Annotated in this window: 19 protein-coding genes; 5 read left to right on the forward strand and 14 right to left on the reverse strand. The window is 43.6% G+C overall.

Features of this window, described 5'->3' with window-relative positions:
- Position 1: 1 nt before the first annotated feature.
- The 3 genes from AC1DUD_RS00060 to AC1DUD_RS00070 form a co-directional block, all read right to left on the reverse strand.
- The gene (locus tag AC1DUD_RS00060) at positions 2-1792 is read right to left on the reverse strand and encodes a RagB/SusD family nutrient uptake outer membrane protein (RefSeq protein WP_477369786.1); all 1791 of its coding nucleotides are present in this window, start codon (positions 1790-1792) and stop codon (positions 2-4) included.
- A gap of 10 nt (positions 1793-1802) precedes the next feature.
- Positions 1803-4961: a SusC/RagA family TonB-linked outer membrane protein gene (locus AC1DUD_RS00065; protein ID WP_477369789.1), complete on the reverse strand. Its 3159-nt coding sequence runs from the start codon at positions 4959-4961 to the stop codon at positions 1803-1805.
- Positions 4962-5242: 281 nt separating this feature from the next.
- On the reverse strand, positions 5243-6529 hold the full coding sequence (locus AC1DUD_RS00070) for a glycoside hydrolase family 99 protein (protein WP_477369792.1): 1287 nt from the start codon (positions 6527-6529) through the stop codon (positions 5243-5245).
- Between the two features lie 394 nt (positions 6530-6923).
- Between AC1DUD_RS00070 and AC1DUD_RS00075 the strand changes: the two genes are divergently transcribed.
- Positions 6924-8471 (forward strand): hypothetical protein, encoded by a 1548-nt coding sequence (locus AC1DUD_RS00075; protein WP_477369797.1) that lies wholly within the window; start codon positions 6924-6926, stop codon positions 8469-8471.
- Positions 8472-8938: 467 nt separating this feature from the next.
- Here the strand turns inward: AC1DUD_RS00075 and AC1DUD_RS00080 are convergent, their stop codons facing one another.
- The 6 genes from AC1DUD_RS00080 to AC1DUD_RS00105 form a co-directional block, all read right to left on the reverse strand.
- Positions 8939-9622 (reverse strand): DUF5712 family protein, encoded by a 684-nt coding sequence (locus AC1DUD_RS00080; protein WP_477369800.1) that lies wholly within the window; start codon positions 9620-9622, stop codon positions 8939-8941.
- Positions 9619-9948: a DUF5712 family protein gene (locus AC1DUD_RS00085; protein ID WP_477369803.1), complete on the reverse strand. Its 330-nt coding sequence runs from the start codon at positions 9946-9948 to the stop codon at positions 9619-9621. The genes AC1DUD_RS00080 and AC1DUD_RS00085 overlap by 4 nt, the downstream gene beginning before the upstream one ends.
- A gap of 2 nt (positions 9949-9950) precedes the next feature.
- Positions 9951-10502, reverse strand: coding sequence for a BfmA/BtgA family mobilization protein (locus AC1DUD_RS00090; protein WP_477369806.1), 552 nt, complete (start codon positions 10500-10502; stop codon positions 9951-9953).
- Positions 10503-10844: 342 nt separating this feature from the next.
- Positions 10845-11162: a hypothetical protein gene (locus tag AC1DUD_RS00095; RefSeq protein WP_477369809.1), complete on the reverse strand. Its 318-nt coding sequence runs from the start codon at positions 11160-11162 to the stop codon at positions 10845-10847.
- Complete coding sequence (locus AC1DUD_RS00100; RefSeq protein WP_477369812.1) at positions 11159-11428, reverse strand: helix-turn-helix domain-containing protein; 270 nt, start codon at positions 11426-11428, stop codon at positions 11159-11161. Before AC1DUD_RS00100 ends, AC1DUD_RS00095 begins: the two co-directional genes overlap by 4 nt.
- Before the next feature lie 210 nt (positions 11429-11638).
- Positions 11639-12400: a hypothetical protein gene (locus AC1DUD_RS00105; RefSeq protein ID WP_477369815.1), complete on the reverse strand. Its 762-nt coding sequence runs from the start codon at positions 12398-12400 to the stop codon at positions 11639-11641.
- Between the two features lie 607 nt (positions 12401-13007).
- On the opposite strand from AC1DUD_RS00105, the gene AC1DUD_RS00110 reads away from it, so the two are divergent.
- Positions 13008-14639 (forward strand): PAS domain-containing protein, encoded by a 1632-nt coding sequence (locus AC1DUD_RS00110; protein WP_477369819.1) that lies wholly within the window; start codon positions 13008-13010, stop codon positions 14637-14639.
- A 90-nt stretch (positions 14640-14729) separates the two neighbouring features.
- Positions 14730-15851, forward strand: coding sequence for a PAS domain-containing sensor histidine kinase (locus AC1DUD_RS00115; protein WP_477369822.1), 1122 nt, complete (start codon positions 14730-14732; stop codon positions 15849-15851).
- A 5-nt stretch (positions 15852-15856) separates the two neighbouring features.
- On the opposite strand, the gene AC1DUD_RS00120 is transcribed toward AC1DUD_RS00115, so the two are convergent.
- From AC1DUD_RS00120 to AC1DUD_RS00140, 5 genes are all read right to left on the reverse strand, one after another.
- Entirely contained in the window at positions 15857-16387 is a 531-nt protein-coding gene (locus AC1DUD_RS00120; protein WP_477369825.1) for a DUF892 family protein, read from the reverse strand.
- An 80-nt stretch (positions 16388-16467) separates the two neighbouring features.
- Entirely contained in the window at positions 16468-16836 is a 369-nt protein-coding gene (locus tag AC1DUD_RS00125; RefSeq protein ID WP_477369828.1) for a response regulator, read from the reverse strand.
- Between the two features lie 177 nt (positions 16837-17013).
- Positions 17014-17385, reverse strand: a complete 372-nt coding sequence (locus AC1DUD_RS00130; protein WP_477369831.1) for a response regulator — start codon at positions 17383-17385, stop codon at positions 17014-17016.
- Position 17386: 1 nt separating this feature from the next.
- Entirely contained in the window at positions 17387-18913 is a 1527-nt protein-coding gene (locus AC1DUD_RS00135; protein ID WP_477369834.1) for a PAS domain-containing sensor histidine kinase, read from the reverse strand.
- A gap of 537 nt (positions 18914-19450) precedes the next feature.
- On the reverse strand, positions 19451-22207 hold the full coding sequence (locus tag AC1DUD_RS00140) for a hybrid sensor histidine kinase/response regulator transcription factor (protein WP_477369838.1): 2757 nt from the start codon (positions 22205-22207) through the stop codon (positions 19451-19453).
- A gap of 350 nt (positions 22208-22557) precedes the next feature.
- Here AC1DUD_RS00140 and AC1DUD_RS00145 point away from each other — a divergent pair, with 350 nt between their 5' ends.
- Both AC1DUD_RS00145 and AC1DUD_RS00150 read left to right on the forward strand, forming a co-directional pair.
- Positions 22558-23883, forward strand: a complete 1326-nt coding sequence (locus AC1DUD_RS00145) for a sugar porter family MFS transporter (RefSeq protein ID WP_477369841.1) — start codon at positions 22558-22560, stop codon at positions 23881-23883.
- A gap of 11 nt (positions 23884-23894) precedes the next feature.
- Positions 23895-24803, forward strand: coding sequence for a carbohydrate kinase family protein (locus tag AC1DUD_RS00150; RefSeq protein WP_477369844.1), 909 nt, complete (start codon positions 23895-23897; stop codon positions 24801-24803).
- The last annotated feature ends 16 nt before the right edge of the window (positions 24804-24819 follow it).

The following is a 24819-nucleotide window of genomic DNA, read 5'->3' on the forward strand; positions in this document are numbered from 1 at the left end:
TTTAGTAGCCGGGGTTATCAATAAGTGCCGTATTTAACGAGCGTTCGCCGCCCGGTATTTGCGAGTAGTAGTTACGGGCCTGGTAAGTTTTACCGCCGCCTACCGGAACTTTTTTGAATACATAATCTTTGGTGTTTACATCATAGTAAATATCCAGTCCGTATTCCTGCCTGATGTTAAACTCGGAGGTAAGGGTACGCCACCTGATGTAATCCCAAAATGTGCGATTCTCGAACGAAAGCTCCACCATACGCTCGTGCCTGATCTTTTCACGACTGATTGCTGTTAATGATGCAACGCCGGCTCTTACACGTAACTGGTTAACGGCACCCAAAGCTTCGGATGGGTCTTTACCAAGTTCGAAAGAAGCTTCAGCATAGTTAAGCAATACTTCGCCGTAGCGCAGATCAAGCCATGAGGTGCGTGATGAATAATCATACAACAGGTTACGATCAGTAACGGGATCAGTCCATTTTTTGAGCCAGAAGGTAAGCGAATTTGAATTGGAGTTACCCGTACCTACCACGTTGGTTGGTGTTAAGGTGAACGATAACGTATTCACATCAAAATATTGAAGCACCTGGTTGCCGTTGTATTCCTTGTTATTATAAATAACCCCACGCTGACCGGTAATAGTAGCGCCGCGGAACGATGTGCCGGTAACTACTATAGATCCCATCAACCTTGGGTCTTTATTTTCAAAAGGGCCGCTTAGCGTTGGATAATGTACATAGCTGGCCGGTGTGCCGATATTTAACGGCTCGTTGGCACCGGCGGTACTTGTTTTTGATTCGAATTTTTCAACCAGGTCAAGCGTTGGTTCGAGGCGGTTATCATAGCCTATCGGTGAGCGGATATAATCGGGCAGCACCATCAGATCCTGCGAGTGGGTGCGCTGGGTTGCATCGTAATCATAGCCCTTACAAAATATGGCCTCGGTATTAGAATCACCGGGTTTGCATTCGTAAAACAGGTACTGGAAGTTTTTGGATAGATCTGTAGGGTACTTATTGAACAGGCTGTACTTACCATCTGTAATAATGGTTTTAGCCGAATTATAGGCAGCTGTTAAATATTCGGTAGCCTTAGCCGGGCTTACTCCTACTACGCCGCCTAACTGTACGGTACCAAATTTACCTATCGAGCCTGCATGCAGCATAGCGCGCGATTCGAGCGCGAGGGCGGCATATTTATTGGCACGGCCATAATCGCTGGTTTCGGGCAAATCGGCGGCGGCTTGCTCCAGGTCGTTTTTAATCAGGTCCCAAACTTCCTCTTCTTTGTTACGGGGTTGTTTCAGTAGAGCGTTAGGATCCGTTGGCGGTTCGGTAAGGATAGGTACACCACCATAATATTTCACCAGCCCGAAATAATAGTAAGCTCTCACAAAATGAGCCTCAGCCGAATAGCGTTTTTTAGTTGGCGCATCAACATTGGTTACAGCCGCTATCTCCTGGATAAAAGTGTTCACGTTACGGATAGCCTTGTAAAGGTTACCCCAGTTTTCCTCATTGATGCCCGCGTTGTTGGAGTTGAAAGCCTCGTCGCTCCAGTTGGCGGTATATTGATGGCCATCGCCGGGAAATTGTCCGAAACGTCCGTTGCAAAACGAATATTCTTCGATAGGCATATCTTTATACAGGGAAGCGAAATAGGCCGTTACGCCGGCCGGGCTTCCGTAAATCTGGTCTTTGGTGAGCAGCGTGGTTGGCTGCACGTCGAGCAGGTTTTTGCGGCAGGCACTTAATCCCGCCAGCACAAAAATCGCGATGATATATTTATAGTTTTTCATGATATCGGGTTTAAAAAGTTGCCTGTACACCTGCGTTAACATTAAGGGTGATAGGATAGCTATAACTGTAAAGGCGCGTGCCTGACGATTCGGGATCGATAAAGTCAAGACCTTTACCGGTAAAGGTGTACAGGTTGTAAGCATTGGCAAATACCCTGAACCTGTTGATGCCTAATCTGCCCAGTAGCTTTTTACCGAAAGTGTAACCCAACTCTATACTTTTGATCCGCACGTAGCTTCCATCAAAAGTGCTGAACGAGTTAGGTACGCCATCCTTATAATTTTGCCGCTGACCGGTTGACGGGAACCTCCCCGGTACCCAGGGACTGTTAGGATCAAAAATGTCCTGGCGGTGCCACCTGTCAGCATAAATTGAAACCGGGTTAGCATACTGAAAATAGAACGGACGGGAAAGCTGATCGAGATAAGAAACAGAATACATGGTAGCTCCCTGTACCAGCATCGAAAAATCGAAACCTTTATAACCCAGTTCAAAGTTGGCACCGAAATAAATGGCCGGTTTACCGCCGTTGCGGGCAATAACGGTTTGGTCTTTACCATCAATAACATTATCGCCGTTCAGGTCTACATAGTTTAAGTCGCCGGGAAGCAGGCTGCGGTTACCTGCACCATCCTGGATGGGCGCGGCATAGATCTGCTGAAAATTCTGGAACTGGCCGGCCACTTTGTAACCCCATACAATATCGTTGTAGCGGTAAGCGCTTTTATTGCGATAGTTATCGGCATCGCTGCTTGCCGGAGTTTGTTCGATGTAACGATTTTGTGTACGTGCGTACGACATATTGCCCGATACCGAAAAATCAACAGCGCCTATTTTGCTGCGGTGACCTAATACGATCTCGAAACCTTGGGTGCGGTCGCCATTCAGGTTTACCTGCGGCAGGTTTACACCATAAGTGCCGGGGATGTTAGAGATTGGTGAACCTAACAAACCGCTCCGTTCACGGCGAAAAACATCACCCTCGAAAGTAAGCTTGCCATTCCACAGTGAAAAATCCAAACCGATATCTGTTTGGGTAGAGGTGTACCAGGTGATATTGGCATTGGCCGCGTTTTTGAAATCGACGCCTTTTACAAATCCCGGCCCAAATACTGAACCCGCCAATGAGCCGGAGCCCGAGCTTGGGTAAATATAACCGGTTAAGTAAGCGAAGGTATTGGCAGCTGCCTGGTCATCGCCCTCTTTACCGTAGGTAGCCCTTAGTTTGATATTATCTACAAACTTTAGTTTATCCTTAATAAACGATTCTTCAGAAATACGCCAGCCTACCGATCCATAAGGAAAAAAGCCCCAGCGACTTTTGGTTGGAAAGTATGATGAACCATCTTCCCTGAAACCAAATTCAGCAAGGTATTTACCGGCGTAATCATAGTTAAACTTACCGGCGTAACTGCGATTACCACTTTGGCTGTAGCCAGAGCCTACCACATCCGTAGCGCGGTTACCAGCCGAAAGCTGATCGATAGCATCGATCACAAATTGGGTTTGGGCGTTATTGCTATTACCCTGACGATAGATCTGCTCGTAGATTAATAAACCGGATACATTGCTTTTGCCAAAACGATGATTATAATTCAGCGACAATTGCAGATCATTAGTTATACCCTGACCGAAATACTCATTCAATTGTGATGGGCTCTGGTGCGAGAATGGGGTTTGCAGTTGCGTGGTATTATCATACTGGTACTGGTAAAACTGCTTGCGGAAGCTGCGATTAAAGGTATAGCTGTTATCATAAGCAAAAAGGCCTTTTATGCTCAATCCTTCAACAAAGGGCAGCTCGTAGTTTAATGAAAAGGTTGAGGTAAGCGCTTTATCGTTAGTTTTATTGTAACCGGCTAAGTTTTCAGTGATCTGCCCCAGCGGGTTGTCATTTGGCTGATTGTAAAACTGGTTAAGGTATTGCGTATCGCCATTTGAATAAAGCGATTGCGTAGGGCTGATAGACCAGGCATTCTTCATTAACGACCATATAGCAGTATTAGGGCTTTTGCTCATTACGTTGTTCAGGCCCAGGTTAATACTAAAGGTGAGGCCTTTGCCCAACTGCCCATCAACAGCGGTACGGAAGTTGTATTTTTTGCCGTATTCGATATTGGTTTTCAGCAAACCGCCTTCGTCAAAATATCCTCCTGAAACAAAAAACCTTAACTTTTCATTACCTCCGCTAACAGTAACATTATGCTGCTGCTGCGAGGTGGAGTTATTAAGGATGGCTTTCAGGAAATCAGTACTCGGCGTTTTACCCGTGCGGAAATCTTCAATTTGCTGCGGGGTGAATTGCGGCGGTGTTATTTGTTGGTTTCCGCTGATGAAATTATTGATCTGCTGCTCATCAAAAAGCGTGGCATACTGGTATGCACTTGATAGTTCGGGATACTTGGTGATAAACTGTTTGCCGAGGTGCATGGTATAAGCAACCTGTATGGCTCCTTGTTTACCTTTTTTGGTAGTAACCAAAATTACACCGTTAGCCGCCTTAACACCATAAATGGCCGCGGTTGCATCCTTCAACACGCTCACGCTCTCTATCTCATTTGGGTCGAGGTGATCGAAGCCGGATTTATCGCGCTGTACCCCATCGATGATAAACAACGGACCGCCCTGCTGATTACCTTCCACGTCGTTAGGATCGACATAACTGAACCCACGGATATCGATCTGGCTATCAAACTTACCCGGCTGACTCGATAACTGCGCTACCCTTACACCCGGCGCACGACCGGTTAAAGTATTGGTAACATCATTATTGGAGTTCTTAACAAGATCTTTTGCAACCACCGTTGATACCGCACCAGTAAGATTGGCACGTTTCTGTGTGCCGTAGGCTACCACCACCACCTCGTCAAGGCTGCCCTGCTGCGCCGTTAGGGTTACGGTGATAGTACGGTTGTTCTTCAGATCTACATCGAGCATGTTATACCCGATGTAGCTAACGGTAAGGGTACCTTTGGGGTCGGCTACTTTTAAGGCGAAGGCACCTTTGGTATCTGTAACCACGCCCTGGCTACTCCCCTTTACTTTTACAGACGCGCCGATCAGCGGCTCGCCCGATTGATCAATGACTTTACCGGTTATCGGTACGTCTTGCGCAAACAACGGCACCGAGAGGCACCATGCCAATAGCAATAATAAAATTTTCTTCATAGTACATAATTTTGGTTAACTGGTTATAGTTGATTATGACCCCAAAGAAATTTGTAGTAATTAATAAAAAGTTAATATTGAATTAGTTGGAATAATTTTTATTAATTGATTTCAAGCAGCTGATTATCAATACATTTAAAAGCATCAAAATCGCACAATTAATTTACTTAGTGTAGCGAACCTGGTATATTAATCTTTTAAGGCCATCTATGTTTAGTGTTAAAGCGACGAAAGCCATCACCTAAATTGGTAATGGCCTTCGTGTAGCCGGCTATTTGCTTTTATTTTCGTTCGGGCATTTTATATACCAGCGGTTTTTCGTGGCGTAATATTTTGGCTGCCTCACCGGTTAGCCATAAATAAGTATCAGATGGTTTTCCATCCATATTGATGAAAGCCGTACCCGTACCATCTCCCACCTTAGGCGGATTATCTGATCCTTTAAATATAGCGGTCCCTTCGTTCACCTCATCAAACATTGCTACGTAGATCATCTCGGCACCGGCAGATATGGCGGTTGATAACATTTGCCAGTAAAACCTGCCGCTCTGCCGTGGGATAGATCCAACCGGCTTTACATCATCCGGAAATTCATAACGGCTCAGGTTATGCCAGCTGAAACCGGGGTATACGCAAGGCACATAATCCAAATGGTTATCGCGGCACCATTTGATATCGTCAATCACATCATCGCGGTACCTGTCCATATCATTATGCAGCAGCGGCGAGTAGCGTTGTACGCTCCATGGTAGTACGATATCGCACCTTTTAATAATATCGTGTAAATAAGGATCATTAATACAATCGGCCCGGAGGGTACGCCATGAGTTGGGCACGCCTAACATTACCGCGCAGCCACCGTAAACCGGATCGTTCTTTAAAAAATCAATAAAACGTTCGATACCGATATTGCGGATATTGTATGGCCTATCCGGAAAACCAACGCCCCAAATAGTTACAACCGGCTTGCCGTTATGATACAGGTAAGTGTTTGTTGCTTTGGGGTTAGTTACTTTTAGTTCATCAACCAAGTATTTCCAATCGTCAATCAAGGTTGAGCAATCCTCACCTTTGCCTGCAAGGCCCGACAAATCATACATTACGGCAATAGCCCTTTTGTAGGTTGATGCAGCTTCGAATGCATTACGAAAAACTTTATCACCCTTACGATTTTCGGGACGGGCGTTGTCGAAAAAGCGCTGCATGAATACGCCATCAACGCCATATTGCTGCATCCACTTAAAATGCAGATCGGCGGTACTTTTATCTACCGAACTGAAAAACTTTGCCGGTTGCCCATCGGCCTGTTTAAATGGGGTTGAATATGTTTTTGCATACTCGCTTACATCAGGCCACATATCAATGCCCGATCGTTGCTCGCTGACATAAGCAAAATGGTTTGCTCCGCTGCCGTCACCTTCGGCCCTGAACCATCCCTGGTAGCCGGCCATTACCAGCCCTTTGTAGGTGGGGTACAATGTTGTTTTGGCATGTTTGTTTTGCGCTTTTGCAATCGCAAAAAAGCCAAGCACCATACAAATGCATAAAGTAATTTTTGTTCTTCTCATAGTTTACGGTTTTAACAGGTGTTGGTTGATACACCGTTTCGAAGTTCACAGAAATGATTAACAAAAACTTAATTATGAACTAATTGAGCTTAAATACCCCAAATAACATCAATAAAAAGCATCCGGATAAAAAATTAAACCAAAGGTTACTACCTAATCAATAATTAATTAAAAATTAATTTCCTTACAGAGATTTGGTTTTAGATAACCCGGCTAACCGCCGGCAAAATTCCCCATTATAAACCAATCAAACCTTACATCAGCCTATGGTAAAAGAATGAACAACGCCTAAGTGGCGCGCAAGGATATTGCCTGCCATTTTATTCAACAAAATTTATTTGCCGGCCGGGCATCCCCAGTCCGCCGGAAACAGTATCACCAATTATTATCTATTATGAAAAAAAATCTAATTATTTGTTGCGCGGCATTAATGCCTTTAGTTTTTAGCTGTAAGAAGAATCAGCCCATCAATAAGCCGGAAACTTCAACAGGAAAAACTCAAATTGACGGTTCGCCTGTTGGCGATGTGGTAGGAAAAATCACAGTAGGCTACCAGGGTTGGTTTTCTGCCGCCGGCGATGGCTCGCCGCTTAACTCATGGGGACACGATAACCTGGAAATGTGGCCCGATAGCCGCGAGTATACCAATACGTATTCGGGTACGCCATTTAGCCAGGCCGGCGTTGGCCAACCGGGATATACCGGAAATTTGGGCAATGGCCAGCCTGCCAAAATGTTTTCATCGTATGATCAATCTACCGTTAATACACACTTTAAGTGGATGCAGCAATATGGTATTGATTGTGCCGCACTGCAACGTTTTGCCAACGAGATCTCGCCGGGCAGTACCATCAAAGCCCAACGCGATGGCATGGCCGGCAAGGTGCGTACCGCTGCCGAAACCTACGGCCGTAAGTTTTATATTATGTACGATGCCTCTGGCTGGGGCGACCTTACTGCGATAAAAAACGACTGGACCAATACCATTGCAGGCAGTCTTAACCTTTTAACATCAACTGCCTACGCCAAACAAAACGGCAAACCGGTAGTGAGCATTTATGGCCTGGGCTATGCCTCCCACCCATCAAGCGTAACAGATGCGCTGGATCTGATCAACTTTTTTAAAGCGCAGGGCTGTTATGTGATCGGCTCGGTACCGGGGCAATGGCGCACCGGCACAGGCGATTCGAAGGCGGGCTTCATTAACGCTTACAAAGCCTTTAACATGATATCGGGCTGGGCCGTGGGTAGGGCTGTAGATGCCAGTTATGCGCCATGGGTAACCGGCGACCGTGATTTTTGTAACGCCAACGGCATGGATTACCAACCCTGCGCCTACCCCGGAACGGCGTTTTACAATACCAATGGCCCTGCATCAGCCCAAAATCAGTTCCCGCGCAATCATGGCGATTTTTTATGGGCGCAATTCGCCACCTTCAGAAACGCGGGTGTGACCAGTGCCTACATTGCCATGTTTGATGAATTGAACGAGGCAACATCTATTTTTAAAGTAGCCGAAGATGCCTCGATGATACCGGCTGGCAAATATTTTCTAACGCTCGATGCCGATGGCACCCATGTGTCATCTGATTTTTACCTGCGCCTGGTGAACGACGGGGGCAAAATGCTGAAAGGCCAGATCCCATACACCACTGCCGAACCTACACCTTTTAACGGGGTAATATTTTACCAGGATACCAATTATAGCGGCGGCATGGGGCAGCCGTTACAGGTGGGTACTTACACCCTGCCCCAGCTTGCAGCCAAAGGCGTACCTAACGATTGGGCATCATCGGTAAAAGTGCCGCCGGGACGTACGGTGATCCTCTATTCTGACGATAATTTTTCGGGTACATCATGGACTATCACCAGTGATAAGTCGAGTCTGGCAGGTCTAAGTCCGAGTGCTAATGATATTATTTCATCTGTTAAAGTGCAATAGACTAAAAAAATTCGCACTACAGCGACATAAAAAACGGGGCGACAACTTTTATTTAAAAAGTCTGGTTAGGTGGAAATAACTTCATCTAACCGACTTCTTAACGAAAAAAGCGAATCACATACTCCTGATACAAGCCGCCCATGCCGCCCGATCTGCTAATTCGCCTAAATAACCGGTGCTGTTAGCATGGAAACTGTCAAGGACCGGAGATTGCCGTTTTACATAGCCTTGACAGTTTTCATTCGTAGCTATATTTGTGTCCTGCGGTGCTGTGACTAACCAATAATGCGAGGGCTGGGAAGGCAGGTGTGTATGAGGAACGAATACACTCCTGCACGCGCGGCGGCGAGGCTGGCGGCATAATGGAACCCGGAGCGAAGCGCGTGGTGCAATGGAGCCACCTGCCTCAGCCGCATGGGCAATTCATCTGTCAAAAAAGAAATATTTATTTATAATAGCACACTGCTTCAACGTGATATCTGCTGGCCACGAGATTTTTTCTTTCGTCTTTTCTTTTCCTCTATCTCGCTTTCCGGAACAATGTTAGCACCTCCAGTATATATTGGTTCCAGCATCACTTCCAGGAAACTTGCCGTTGTTTTACCAACTGCCGAAAGCATACCGGCCGACGTTGCAAAAAGACCATCTGCTACACTCTGGGCCAGTTTGTTAACCACCGACCTGCTTTCATAATTCTGCGAAGCACCTTCTACCAAAACACCCAGCTGTTCCCGTTGCGATAGCTCTCCATTCTTCTGCACATTAGCGTACGCCATGGTATCTTTAAGCTGCCTGTCAAATTCAAAAAGGCTGTCAAAAAGAGATTCCCCGCTCTGTTTAAATGCTACCCGGTCAAACTGTCCCATCTTTTTTGAATGCTCCGCATTCTTTCCCCTTGATGTATTCATCGGGCTAAGCTTGATCTTATTCGTTATATCCTTTCGGCTGACAATGACTTGCACATGCATCTGTTCTCCCTCCTTACGTTCGCCCCTCTGTCTCATGCCTTGCTTTACTTCCTGATCATTATAGCCGTAATAACGGTAGTTTTCCAGCTTGGCAAACCATAACAGGTCTTCATGATTGTTTACACCATCCCGGTGGAAGTTTTTTGCATAGGCGTTCATCACCCTTACCGCAAAACCCTTCATTGTTCTTTAGCACCTTCCTCACCATACTGTTCTTTTAAAAACCTGATCTCCTTCTGGCTCGGGCTGATATTGACCAGGAAAAACTTAGCGTCGTCTTTGCCCAGTTTGGCAACATTATTATCGATACTGCGCATTACTTCATATGGCTCGATCCTGATCTGCTGTCCGTTAAACCAGTATTCTGGTTCCGGCTTGTGGTCGATCCGGTTTTCTTTTTCCAGGTAATTTACCAGTCCCGCGCTGCTGCCTTTGTTAGCCGCTTCTTTACTATCTGTAATATTGATAAACATAATACCCCTACCTCCTGAAAGGAAAGTTAAATACATGATTAAAGCAAACTGACCTGCGATCTGATAACAGCGATCAGCTCATCTTTTTCCCGGCCCGAGGTCATCATCCCAAAAGCATCCCTGGATTTAATATAACCGTCAAGAAAAAACAGGAACTGTTTTTTCAGGTGTTCCTTGCTCTTTTGGCTTTTCGAAATCGTTCCCATCAGCGCTTCTACGCCAGTTAACTTCTGCGCCAAAGCATGCTGATTATTCAGCAAGTCCGTATTTGCCTTGAGGACTTGCGTATTGAAACTCTCGATGATCTTGACCTGTGATACAATCATCCTGTCCATTTCCGTTTTGATCGGAATGAGCAGCATATTCTCCTGGTTTCGGATAAAACCAATATACTGCTGATGATTTTTCAATAGCGCATTTTTTAGCAACTCATCATTCAGGTCCAGGGGATCTTTCTTGCTTTTATAAAAGTAATCGACCATCTGAATAAACACCTGCCGCTTCGTCCTGCCCAGTTTAAGGGCGATCTTTTCAAACTTCTGATCTACCGCAACCGGGTATCTCACGGATCTCACATTAATATCTTCCATACTCATATTCTCAAAACGGTCAAATAGTTGTCTATGCAACTATGTCTTTATTTCTATATGCAGGATACCGCCGGGTATCCTGTTTTCCTTTATTCCATAGGCGCAAACGCCCTAAAGTATCCCCGGAGGATACGTAAAACCCCCGTAGCGAAGCGTAGGGCAAGCAAAGTAGGGCTCTGCCCAACTTCCGCTTGCTCCCTTGCTCCCTTGCTCCCTTGCTCCCTTGCTCCCTCCGCTTTCGCGTAGCGACTACCGCTTTTCATCCTGATTTGCGAAGCAAATCAGGAACGGTGCAGCCAAGGGCTGCACCGAATTCGTATAGCTGAATATCTGACTATCGGTCTACACTTCCCAACCGGCAGCCCAGTAAACCTGGCTGCCGAGTTTTGGATGGTATGAGGGCTGATAACTGATGTAACCATATTCGTCAAGTTCTTTGATACACTTGTGATACGTCGCAATCGATGCTATCCGGCTAAAAGCCAGCAGCGTCTTTCTGGTAACAGAAAACGGGCTTTTAAAACCACCGCGCTGCCATTGGACAAATAAAGCGCTGAACAAGCTGATGTGTGTCGTATTCAGCCGCCCATCCGTGCTCATGCGTTTGAGCAGCTTACTGTAACCGGCAAGTTCACTGGCCACAATTTTAGGATCACTCATTGCAGGCCTCCTTCCAATAGCTTGTTAATATCTTCGAGCTTGTAATACATGATGCTGCCGATGCGGGTATAACTCAATGTCCCGTTGATGCGCAGGTTCTGTAAGGTGCCTGGTGATATTTTCAGCAGCTTTCTTACTTCGTTACTTTTGAGCCATTTTTTGGAATGGCCCTGGCCATCCACTTGAACCAGCCTTTTGATCTCTGTTAACAGTTCGCTTTTAAATTCATTCAGATCTCCTTTAGTGATCAGTTCACTTGCTTGCATAATCGCCTCCTTCGTTAGTCATTAGTTAATACTTGTACCGCCCATACCGGGTACTAAGCAAAGGTGTGGGCAAAGCGATATTTTTCATTACCGTAGGCCAAGCTATGGTAACGGCAGCCAAAGCATAGTGCTGAAAAAGAGTGTACTGAATAGTTTCGAGGCAATTGTTAACGTTTGCCTGCAAAAGATAAGTGAACCTAAAATCCGTTCTTAACTTGCCCTGCGTTTTGCTTGAGTGATGTTGAAGTGCTGATTTTCCGGGGGAATAGCAGATGACCTGCCGCTCGGGTTACTTGCGTCACGCGGGTAATAGCGCCGTACACGATCTAATTTAATCGGTTCACCGTCTTCCTGAAAGTACCGGCAGATCAGTTTGGCCCAGGTGATGGGCATCTGTGAAAATACCAGTTCCTTATCGCCAACTTTTAGTGCCTCGATCTTCTTGAAAAGATCAACCACAGTGAGGAAATGACCGCTGGCAATATTGATCGGGTAATCAGTATCTAACTTTTCCGCCTGCCTGCGCTCATCCATCAGGCGTTGCACTTGTTCTTTGAGAATTTTGATCTGACCTTCCTTCTCTGCGATAATCTCAGCATGGGTACGGCCAAGGTTCCACTCATCAATGCTTTGAAGATATTCTGTAAACCGGTTAAGGTGAAATTTATTCCGGAAGTTGTCGGCATGGTCAGAGTTATATCTGTCTTTATGTCTTAATTGAGCAATGGCATCCTGTATAACCTCCCACACATACCTGAAGAACTCCTGCTGAGTTGCATCATCGTATTCAGATAGAAAGAATTGCAGATGGTAGTTATACACTTCATCAAATTGTTGTTCACTCTTCCGATAAAGTAGGTTAAGAAAGTGGTTGTCCTCAACTTTTTTGTTCCAAAAAAATGGGCGGCCTATATCATTGGACTCTTTGTTAAAATCAAAAGGTGCCCGGTGTTTGAAGTATTGTTCTCGCATAGGTTAGACTTTAACCTAAAGTTAATAATTTAAGTAAAATTCGCATTTCGAAAACGGAAGAATATCGAAGCAACTTAAATATTAAGTTTTGATGGTCTTATTGTACTTAACAGAACTAAAGTCTAACCGCTTGATGAGTGATTTGAGAACATTCTCCGCTATTTGGCTATCGGTTCGAGCCCAGTTTCGGGACTACCGCCATAGTTATATCCTTTTTTTATTTCTTCCTGAAGCTGGGCTCGAACAAGCGACCCTCTGATTAACAGCGAGAGCGTAAACATCTATAATCGCTTAATTAATAATCACTTTATAAATAACAAATGCCCGACTGTTACAGTCCTGTTACGGTTTCTTGCATAGGGTAACTTCGTGTTACACTCAAGTATACGGGAAAATACCTTTAATTTCATACCTGTGGTAGATGATAAAATTTAAGGGATTCGTGAGCAATAATGACCTGATGTTTTTATTGACCTCAAGTGATACCAGATCGCTCTACATGTCTTAATGGCTCGAATAGTCTGCGCGCTGTCAGGGATTTTATTAAATTAGCAGGGATGGCAACGCTGTTCCGAACTCCCAGCTGCTCCGTTCCGTAAAACACATTATGAAGCGAATTTTACGTATTTATGAATCCGCCATAAGGACTAATATCGCTGGCTCATCAGAAAACGATGACCGTGACTTGAGGTACTGGCAGGATCAGTTATTTTGTAATTTTTTGATCTATTGTCTGCCGATCAGTCTGATCGCCTTAGTACCCGGAGTGTTTATGGCATTAAAGGACGGTTTCCAGGCTATAGCTTTCGTCGACCTGCTCAGCTTCGGACTGATCATGCTGGTTACTTTTATGCCAAACTTCCAGTTGCGCTACCGGAAGATCGGCGTGATCACCGTTTTTTATATCTTAGCTATTTTCCTGATCAATACGCTTGGGTATCTTGGTCCGGGTGTTTTTTATCTTTTTTTTATTACAGTACTCTCTGCCTTGATATTCCCGATACCTTACGCTTATTTTTCTGTGCTGTCCAATGTGATCTTGCTGGCATTGTTCGCTTTCATCATCGCCTTCCGGCTTTTTCATTCAGCGCTTATAACAGAATATAGTCCCGGTAAATGGATGGCTTTCAGCGCCAATCTCGTTTTTGCAAGTATCATTATCGTGCTCCTGATCGACAAGATATTTCAGGGCCTTCAATTAACAATCACCAATAAGACTCAGCTCCAGGAACGCTACCGGCAGATCTTTTATAAGAGCCCCTTGCCGATGTGGCTGTTCGATACCGATACTTTCAAGTTCCTCGATGTCAACGAAGCGGCGGTCAAAAATTACGGTTATTCGAAAGCAGAATTTCTAAGCATGACGATCATGGAGATCAGGCCCGCCGGGGCTATCGCCCAGACAGCTGAACTCGTTCGCACCAATAGGAATACTGGCCAGTATTATGGCGGTGTGTCACAGCACCTGAATAAAAACGGCGATATGATCTACGTGCAGGTTGAAAGCAATCTGCTTAACCTGGACGGTCGGCGGGTCAGGCTAGTACAAGCCACGGATATCACTACCCAACTGGAACACCAGTTGGAGGTGTTCGAGGCGAATTGCAAGGTCAAAGAGTCGGAAGGTAACCTGCGGGCGCTGTTTGACAGCGCGATCGACGGATTTGTATTGCTGGATGAGCGCTGCCTCGTTAAGCTGTTTAATCCCAAGGCATCAAATTCAATGAAATTTAACCGTGACCAGAGCCCTTTCGAGATCGGGCGCAGTATATTTGACTACGTGGATACCTCCCGGTTGACTTATTTCCAAGGAATCATCAATCAAGTCTATCAAGGTGATACAGTGGATTATGACCGAATGTTCCGCACAGACGGTACAGTCAGCTGGATCAGGTACACGCTAACGCCGGTACGCGAGGGCGAACGGATCGTTGGCGCCTGTATTACCGGCAGGGACGTGACCGCCCGGAAATTATATCTCCGGTCAGTGGAAGAGCAAAATAAGACATTCCGAGAGATATCCTGGATACAGTCACATATGGTACGCGCCCCTTTAGCCCGGCTAATGGGCTTGCTGCCAATGTTACCTGACGCCGCCGATAACAAAGAACGGGATGATATCATCCGTTACATGCAGGTATCTGCGAACGAACTGGACGGGATCATCAGGCAGATCACTGAAAAGTCCACGCGGATCATAGAAAAATACGCCGACCTTAAACCTGACGATCAACTTTAACTATCATGAAGCGGCAGATATGTAATTTTACCTGAAAGAAAGATGCCTGTTTGTCTACTAAAAATATGGTATTTTTGCAAAACACATAACTTGCTGAACGCTTTGAGTAATAATAGCAATACCGACTTTGCCGAAGATATTCCTGGGGGTTACCAGGCCGGGAAACTTCCGCAAATAGACGCCGCCCAGATCGCAATTGACTCAGCTAATGTCGGTATATGGCTTATAAATGCAGCAACGCAGGAATTTTTGCCATCTAATCGAACCAAAGAGCTATTCGGCTTCAGAGCGGACGAAGAAATCTCTGTTGGGGTGGCCATGAAACAGGTATTGGAAAAGTACCGTCAGAATACAATTACGGCTATTGAAAATGCATTTCAGGTACAAAGTAGTTTATATGTAGAATTTCCTATTATCGGTTATCATGACCAACAGAACAGGTGGTTGAGTATCACTGGAGGCTTTAAAAATTTCGACCAGAATACAACTTACTTCTCGGGGTTGGTGATGGATATTACCGAGCAAAAGAAAAATGAACTCAAAAGAAGTAAATTCATCGGAATGGTTAGCCATGAATTGAAAACTCCGCTCACCGCTTTAAAGGCTTATGTTCAAATGCTTGGAACCTGGGCGCAGAAACAAAAGGATAGCTTCGCTGTCGGCGCATTAACCAAAGTGGATAAGCAAGTGAGAAAAATGCTGAATATGATCAACAGCCTGCTTAATTTATCGAGCGCGGAAGTTGGAAAGATCCATATTAACAAACAGACCTTCAGCTTGGACAACCTGCTTAAAGAAGTCGTCGAGGAAACACTTTTTATAACCTCTTCTCATCACATTACGGTAGCACCGTGTGACAATATAGAAATAAATGCTGACCGGGATAAGATCGAACAAGTCCTTGTCAATCTCCTGAGTAATGCTGCTAAATATTCAGATAAAGGTTCCGCTATTTACGTTACATGCAGCAGGGAAGAACACAAAGTAGTAATAGGGATCCAGGATGAAGGTATGGGTATCACTGAAGAAGCCGTTGAAAAAGTTTTCCTGCCCCACTACCGGGTAGAAAGTAAAGAAACAGAAAAAGTAACCGGTTTCGGAATAGGTTTATATCTATGCTCGGAAATAATTCAAAGGCACGACGGCAAGATCTGGGTAGACAGCGAAATTGGAAAAGGCAGTACGTTTAAGTTCACACTCCCGATCGCCTGATGTTTTTATTCCTTTGCTGTAATATACTTGGCCGTGATTAATAATAACAAGGTACGGTCGGCTTTTGCTTCATCATAATTTTCTTTGATCAATTGCTTGATCTGTTTGTTTTTCAACTTTACCGCAGCCATTTGTAAAACCTGAAAGGAGGCCATTTCCATACTTTCGATGTTTTGCATGTAGAATGCAATGGACAGGTCACGAAGTTCCGGGTCGCCGCTGTGTAATTTGATATCCTCGAACGCATCGTCAACGAGACCTGTCAGTCCACTATGGTTGCCTTTTGAAATTTCCGCATCAAGAATGTTATAGATGATCTCCATCCTGGCCATTTGCTTTTCAACATCTTCTAATGTTTCCATTATAGCCTGACGAAGATCCGTGAAATGAGCGCCTTCAGCTATCTGAGGTAAGTGACGTACCAAATGTGCTTTGGCTGAATAGATCTTATCTAAATGCTTAACGAAGTAAGTCTTTATTTTTTTGGGGCCAAGGCTGATTTTACCTGGTTGCTGGTGTTTTTGATTTTCTTCCATAGGGTCAGCATAAATTCAAAGATAATAAACCTATCAAAAACTCGCAGGAATTATCTTGATTTAAGTATTACCTCAAGAGATTATAAAAAACTTTTTACATGGTTGAGCAACTGAAAAATGTCAAAAGGCTTATTGATATACAGGTCGGCACCACATTCATTAGCAAGCATTTTTAAGTCTGTTTCAGCAGAAACCAAAATGATTGGCATTGGCTCCTCTTTATACCTGTCTTTAATTTCAGCACAAATTTCATCACCTCTTTTTGGCGAACCTTCAATTCGTACATCAAGCAAGATGAGATCGGGGTGAATGATATGAATATGATCAGCAGCTTCCCCTGTGTTGGATAAAACAACGTCATACCCTTCCTCCTGAAATATTAAATTCAGTATCTCTAAAATATCTTCGTCGTCGTCAATTACGAGTATTCTTTTAGGCGTGGCGTTCATGCTCAATGTACAACAAATGCCGTACCCTTTAAGATTTTTAATATAAACAAAATGTTTTAACGTTCAATAAACTCAAATCCTTAGGGTTAAGTGTAAATTATTTGATTAAATCATAAAGCATTGGTGTATAGAAGTGTACTTTAAATTAAACAACAGTTTTTCGAAAAATATTAAAATTTAAATCTGACGGGAGGTTTCCAGATGCTTTGCTACCATTGTTAACAGGGCGTCTATGTCATAAGGTTTTTCCAAAAAATCATCTGCACCGGCAGCAAATGCTACGGCTCTCCCGTCTTTACTGGCTGAAATAACAATGATCGGGAGATTGACAATATTAACGTTTTTCCGAAGCTGCGAAATGACCTGGTCACCTGATAAGCCTGGCATCCAGAGATCGATCAGTAAAATGTCGGGATGTTGATTTTCAATATGCGAAATAACTTCACTACTGTTAATTGTAGCAGTTACCTCATAACCTGAATCTTCTAGTATTAATTGGGTGATGTCCAATATTTCCTGTTCATCGTCACAAACCAAAATTTTGCCCATATTAATGATGAATAGGAATAGTGAAACTGAATATAGCACCTTCGCCTTCCTTGCTATCTACCCATAAGGTGCCTTTATGTTCTTTGATGATCTCATTACTAACATATAAGCCGATCCCCACGCCGGGGAACTTTTCCGAGATCTGATCAGCCCGATAAAAGCGCTCAAAAATTCGCTTATGATCACGCTCGTGAATGCCAACCCCTTTATCGGTAATTGAAATTTTTACATAATCAGGCAGAATAATCGTATGAAGGGTAACATCTTTCCCGTCAGGAGAGTACTTTACTGCGTTACTCAATAAATTAAGTAATACCTGTTCTAATCGCCCAAAATCTGCAGTGACTTCAATATTTGCTGATCCTGTGACTTTAATATTATGGGTAATGGTAGTTGCCTGGATGCCACTCACTGCTTCGTTTATTAAACGATCAAGCTGAAACGTCGTAAAATTAAATGCCACCCGGCCCGCCTGGATCTTTGAAACGTCGAGCAGGTCATATATCAGCCTTTCCAAACGTGCAACAGATTTAACCGCTGTTTCAAAACCGCTTAGATACTGTGTATCATTGTTTTGCTGCGCTTTTCTCTGTAATAATTGCAGATTGCCTTTAATACTGGTCAGTGGAGTTTTCATTTCGTGACTGGCAATACTGATAAAATCTTCTTTACGCTGTTCAATTTCCCGGCGCTCCGTAATATCTTCGATAGCCAAAAGTATTCTGTCCTGGTATTTACCCTTCAGAGTGACTTGCCGCGCGTTAAGCACCAGTAATTTACGCCCTATCTTAGGGAACTCGTTCTCTATTTCAAAACCTTCAAAAGGATTATTATTTGGCAGCACGTTAATTAACAGGTTTTTTAACTCAGGCAGGTTCCACTGGCCGTTATTGTGCTCAAAAAGCACTTTCCCTTTGATGTCCTTTTCTACCGATTTAAAAAAACGGCAAAAATGTTCGTTGACACTTAATACCTGCATGTCACGGTCAAGAACAACCAGGCTTTCGCGCACCGTTTCGATAATACTGGCCAGATAGGCTTCGCTTTCCTTTAAATCTTCGGTGCGTTCTAAAACGCGCTCCTCTAAATTATCTCTTTCTATAATTAAGGCCTCTTCCGCTTCTTTCCGGCGTGAAATGTCATTCTGAATTCCGATAAAGTTGGTGACGTTTCCATCCTGATCTTTTACTGGTGATATGGTCAATTCATTCCAAAACAGCCGTCCGTCTTTTTTGTAATTCCGTATCTCCACCGAGCAGTGCTCACCTTTTTCTATCGCCTCACGAAGAATTTGTCGCGCTTTCTGGCCGTCATCACCATCCTGAAGAAAACGGCAGTTATGCCCAATGATCTCCTTATTAGTATAGCCTGTCATGGACTCAAAGGCCTTATTACAATAAATAATTGGTTCATCCGGCTGGGTATGATCGGTGATCACGACGCCGTTATTCGAGGCGCTAACCGCTGCAGCAAATAACCGGATATCTGTTTGTCCGGTGTGCGGTAAACGCTTTAAAAAATCATCCATAAATTAACAGTACTTGCTATATCTATATAGCTATTATAAATCGAACAACAGGATACATAAAAAATAGTTTGATAACTCCTGGTTTAATTAATTGCCCGCAGATATTAGAATATGTGTTTTCATGAGGGATCTTTGACTAACCATCAGATGGTCGAAATGAATTATCATTTCATTATAAAGAGGATCGGAACAATTTTTCAATTGTTGCAACCTATTTATAACACAGAAATAAATAAGCGAAGTAATTAGTGAAATGATATCAACTCCATCAAGATACCAATAGAGATATAGGCGTTATTCATTGACTAACATCAACCTTTTAAGCACTTTTAATTCATTTAACAGCGTTAATTGCTCTACCAAATGGTTCGAATTATGTCCAGTATTCTAGGTTGAGCACAAATCCAAATTATTGTTTATAATATTTTTCAGGCCGCTTTTTTATAGTTTTCAGTCTGGGGAGCAATAGTGGGCAAGGATCCGGACTACGAATACTTTGAAATAGGACCAGGCGGTTATCTGCATTGCTCTCAAACGTTAATGAAACTTGTTCTTTTTGAATTCGGTTGGCGTACAGTCATATTTTGCCTTAAAAACCGTTGCGAAATAATTCGGATTAGAAAAGCCGATCATATAGGTTATTTCCGCAATGGTGTAGTTTTCGTTGGTGAGCAGGTATTTGGCTTTTTTCAAACGCCGGTTCAAGATGTAATCGGTAATACTACAGCCCATCAATGCTTTTACTTTGCGATAAAGCTGCACTCTGGAGATACCTATTATTTTACAGATATCATCAACGCTGAAATGCTCATTAGACAGGTTTTGCTCAACTATTCCTGAAAAGTCATTAACAAACTTTTTGTCGAGACCTTTTGAATGCGGAAGCTTATCCATGCCACTACTAATATCACTGGAAAAATGCTCTTTTAATATCAACCTGTTCCTGATCAGATTCTGGATATTGGCCAGGAGATATGCAAAATTAAACGGTTTAATGATATACATATCCGCCATGGATTTCAGTCCGTCAATTTGTTGCTCCACACTTGCCTGTGCGGTAAGTAATATCACAGGTATATGAGAAGTACGCAAATCTGATTTTAGCTTTTCTACGAGTAATTTCCCGGTTATACCTGGCATCATTACATCTGCAATAATGAGGTCGGGGACTTTTTCAAAGGCCTCACTTAAAGCCGCATTACCATTAGCCGCTGTATAGATATCATATTGTTCGGATAATTTTTCCTTGAGGTAGGAAAGCAGTTCGGCATTGTCTTCTGCCAGCAACACGGAATATTCTTTAGGAGTAACAAACGCCTCATTTAATTCCAGGTTACCTATTCGTTCAAGGTCAGCCTGGTAGATCTTCGACTTTTCACTTATTTCATCGTGGCTTAGGGGCGTATTTGATTTTTGTTCCTCATTAAACTGTAGCGCTCCCAATGGTAAAGTAACGGTAAAGGTAGTTCCTTTCCATTTTTGACTATGAACATCAATCGTGCCGCCATGAAGCTGAACAATGTCTTTGGAAAGTGAAAGTCCGATACCCGATCCCTGCCCTTTGTGATGATCGACCTGATAAAACTGGTCAAATATTTTAAGTTCCTCATCCGGGCTCAAACCAACCCCGCTATCCGCTACGTCAATATAAACCTGAGATTCGTCTTTTCTGATATCAATGCGGATCTGTCCCTTTTCGGGACTAAACTTGATCGCATTGGATATCAGGTTAAAAAACACTTTATCAAGCATATTTACATCAAACCATGATCTGATTTCTTTTTCCGCGTGTGAAAATTTAAGGTTGATATTTAATTTACCGGCATGATGCGTGAAGCTTTCTACGATATCTCTTAAAAACTCGACCAGATTGTTCTCTGAAACCTGCAATTGCTGCTTATCGTATTCTACCCGGCGGTAATCGATCAACTGGTTAACCAGGCGAAGCAAACGGTAAATATTTTGATGCACCATTTTAAGCTGACGCCCTGCAATCGTGATGATCTTTTCGTTTTGAGAAAGTTCTTCTATTGGTGATAACATTAGCGTCAATGGCGTACGGAATTCGTGTGATATGTTAGTGAAGAAATTGAGTTTCGCTTCTGTCGCTGCCTCCGCCCGCACCGACATTTCCATTAGTTGGTTACGTTGTTCCAAAATCTCGGCATTTTTTACCTCCAGGCTTCTATTGATCTTCCGGTTTTCCATCAGGAAGTAGAATGCCAGCCCTCCCAGAATTATGGCCAGAACCAATGTGATGATGATAACGTTAAGTACAACCTGCTGGTTATTATAAACCGCTTCCTGTTCCTCCAGCAATCTTTTTTGTTTTTCAATATCCTTTTGCTGGCTGTTAATCCTGCTCCATTGCATTTTCATTAATTGTACGTTGGAGGAGTCAATCACCAGCGACTGCAGAATATGCTCTCTTTCGAAAGATTCTTTATTAAGGATGTGGAACGCGGTGGTAATGGCTTCTTTTCCACCGGTAGGGTAAAGCAAACTGGCATCCAGGATTTTATCGGAAACCATCTGCAGGCCTCCGCCTGGCCCAGGCAAGGCATCAATGCCGATAATCTTGGTATGATGCGGCAAGCGTTGCCGGTTGAACACTTCGCGTGCGCCGCTGGCCATAACGTCATTATGCGCAAATACCGCATTAACGTTAGGAAGGAGATTGTTTATTTTGACTAATTGGTCCTCCGCATCTTTTTTGAGCCAATTTCCATAGACCTTGCTTACTATACTGATGTTTTTGTATCTGCGGATTCCATCCTCGAAACCACGGTCTCGTTCGATGGCAGGCGAAGAACCGGGAAGCCCCATAATTTCTAATAAATTGATGTTGCCTTTCAATGAAGCGCCAACATAGGTACCCGCCATCAAGCCAAGCTGATAGTTATCTGCACCCACATAAGCAGTATATAACGGTGAAGAGGTTTTTCGGTCTATGACAATCACCGGAATACCTTTATTATACGCCTGTTCTACTATTCTGGTTAATGGCCGGGCTTCATTGGGTGAAATGATGAGCAGATCTATGCCCTCGTCCATCATTTTCTCTACCTGGGCAACCTGCTTATTACTGCTCCCGCCGGCATCTGCGTAAATAAAGTCAGCTCCAGGGTGTAAGGAAAGCTCCATTTTCATCTCCTCCAGCATTGTCTTTCGCCATTGGTCAGACCCCACGCATTGCGAAAAACCTATAATATATTGTGATTTTTTGTTAACCGGCCTGCACCCGAAAACGAAAAAAATAAGAACAAGTGACAATATGGTCTTAAAATACCTCATATAAATTGTAATACATAATTGGAATATAGTCAAAAAATAGCCGGCAAGATCTCCGCAATTGGTTGGCGGGATATGTTTCTATCGTAAAAATAACCATAACGAAACGGCATAACAAAATTGTGCTTTCAAAGGGTGATGCATCCTGTATAGAAATATGTAACCATACAAGAGATGGGCGTAACAAAAACAAAGATTTCTACAATTACCCACTGTTTTTTTTAGTTTAAATAATTAAAAATCAATTACTTATAAAAATGTTCAAATTTTGAGATTTTTGGTACAAAAACATTCACCTGCTGTATTGTAATCGGCCTAATTTCGAACTGTTAACCAATTAACACCAATAATTTATGAGAAAACACTCCGTCCTGGCCTGGTCCATGGTCGTAGCCCTTGGCGGCTTCCTGTTCGGGTTTGATACTGCAGTGATATCAGGCGCTGAAAAATCAATCCAACAATTCTGGCATTTATCCGTAGTGGAGCACGGTCTTACCATTTCTATCGCTTTAATAGGCACAGTCGTCGGTTCTTTATTAGGTGCACGTCCGTCAGACCGGTTTGGAAGAAAAAACACACTGTACTTCGTTGCCGCGGCTTACCTGCTCTCTTCTATTGGTACCGCCTTTGCTGATAATTGGTATATATTTTTAGTATTTAGGTTGCTTGGCGGGCTGGGTGTAGGCATCTCATCCGTAACAGCTCCTATTTATATATCAGAGGTATCACCTGCCGATCGCCGGGGCAGGCTGGTTGGCTTGTTCCAATTCAATGTTGTATTAGGAATATTGGTTTCTTATCTTTCCAACTACCTCATCAGCCAGGGTGGTGAAGCCTCCTGGCGCTGGATGCTGGGCGTCCAGGCGTTTCCCTCGCTGTTATTTTTAATATTGATCTATTTTATACCGGAAAGCCCGCGCTGGCTTATTCTCAAAAAAGGCCAGACTGCCAAAGCCCTGGAAATTCTGCGGATCATTAACCCGCTGAACTGTGACACTGAACTTGCTGCGATCAGTGCCTCTAAACTGACTGATCAGGGTAAAAATGAGAGCCTTTTTTCAGGTCAATATAAGACACCTGTTGTGCTGGCTATTCTATTCGCTTTTTTCAATCAGGTATCAGGCATTAATGCCATCATTTATTATGCGCCGCGAATATTTGAAATGGCAGGGCTTGGTGCACATTCATCCCTGTTATCAACCGTTGGCCTCGGTGCCATCAATTTTATATTCACCTTGCTCGCTATTAATATTATAGACAAGGTAGGACGCAGGATATTAATGCTGATCGGATCTGTTGGATTAATCGTTTCTCTTTTCCTGGTTGCCTACACCTTTTTTTCCGGTCAGCTTAACGGATTTGCCGTTCCTGCCTATATGATGGTGTTCATTGCATTTTTTGCTTTTTCGCAGGGGGCGGTTATCTGGGTATTTATTTCTGAGATATTTCCGAACCAGGTTCGCGCAAAAGGCCAAACGCTCGGTAGTTCTACGCATTGGATCATGGCAGCACTGATCGCTTTTTCCTTTCCTTATTTCGCCGAGAAGCTGGGCGGTACAGTAACCTTCTCCTTTTTTGGTACCATGATGATCTGCCAGTTGATTTTTGTCTGGAGGTTTATGCCTGAAACAAAAGGCAGGTCATTAGAGCAGATTGAAACGAATATGGTCATGCATTAATATTTACGATAATGAATTTAGAAACAAATACAACTACACCTGCCATTTGCTATGGCGAAGTACTCTGGGATGTTTTGCCTGATGGACCGCAGCCCGGTGGGGCTTTACTTAATGTATCGTACCACTTGAATAAACTGGGGATGCCAACCAGCCTGGTGAGTAAAATCGGTAATGATGAAAATGGCCAGAAACTCGAAAACCTGCTGGACCTGTGGGGCATTAATAGAAATTTGTTACAGGTAGATGCAGATTACCCGACCAGCGAAGTGATTGCCAAAATGAATAACGGTAATGAAGTATCTTATGAGATCATTTTTCCGGTGGCCTGGGATTTCATCATTAACAGTCAAACGATCAAAACGCAGATCAGACCATCCAGTTATTTTGTTTTTGGCAGCCTGGCATCGAGAAATAGTGTTTCGCGCGATACGTTGTTTGAGTTGTTGGAGAGTGATGCTATCAAAGTTTTTGATATCAACCTGCGGCCCCCGTTTATTAACCGCAACCTGCTGGAAGATCTCCTGAAAAAAGCCGACATCGTTAAATTTAACCAGGCCGAACTGGAAATGGCACAGGTATTATTCAGGGGATCATACTGGAACGAGGCAGCCCAGATCCGTTTTATCCAGGATCATTTTAATATCCCGGAGATCATCGTTACCAAAGGCGAATTTGGCGCTTCCTACTACAATCAGGATAAGGCTTATCACGTTGCGGGAAAAGAGGTGGAGGTAGCTGATACCATTGGATCCGGAGATTCATTTCTGGCGGCTTTTATCGCGAATCATTACCTGGGAGAAACACCACAGACATTATTAAAAAATGCGATAGCGATGGGTGGCTTTATTGCAACAAAAAAAGGGGGGTGTCCCGAATATACCCTGGACGAATACATCGCATTCCGAAATAAAATATTCTAAAAGAGCCTATATAACC

The organism is Mucilaginibacter sp. P4_A11, assembly GCF_056402535.1.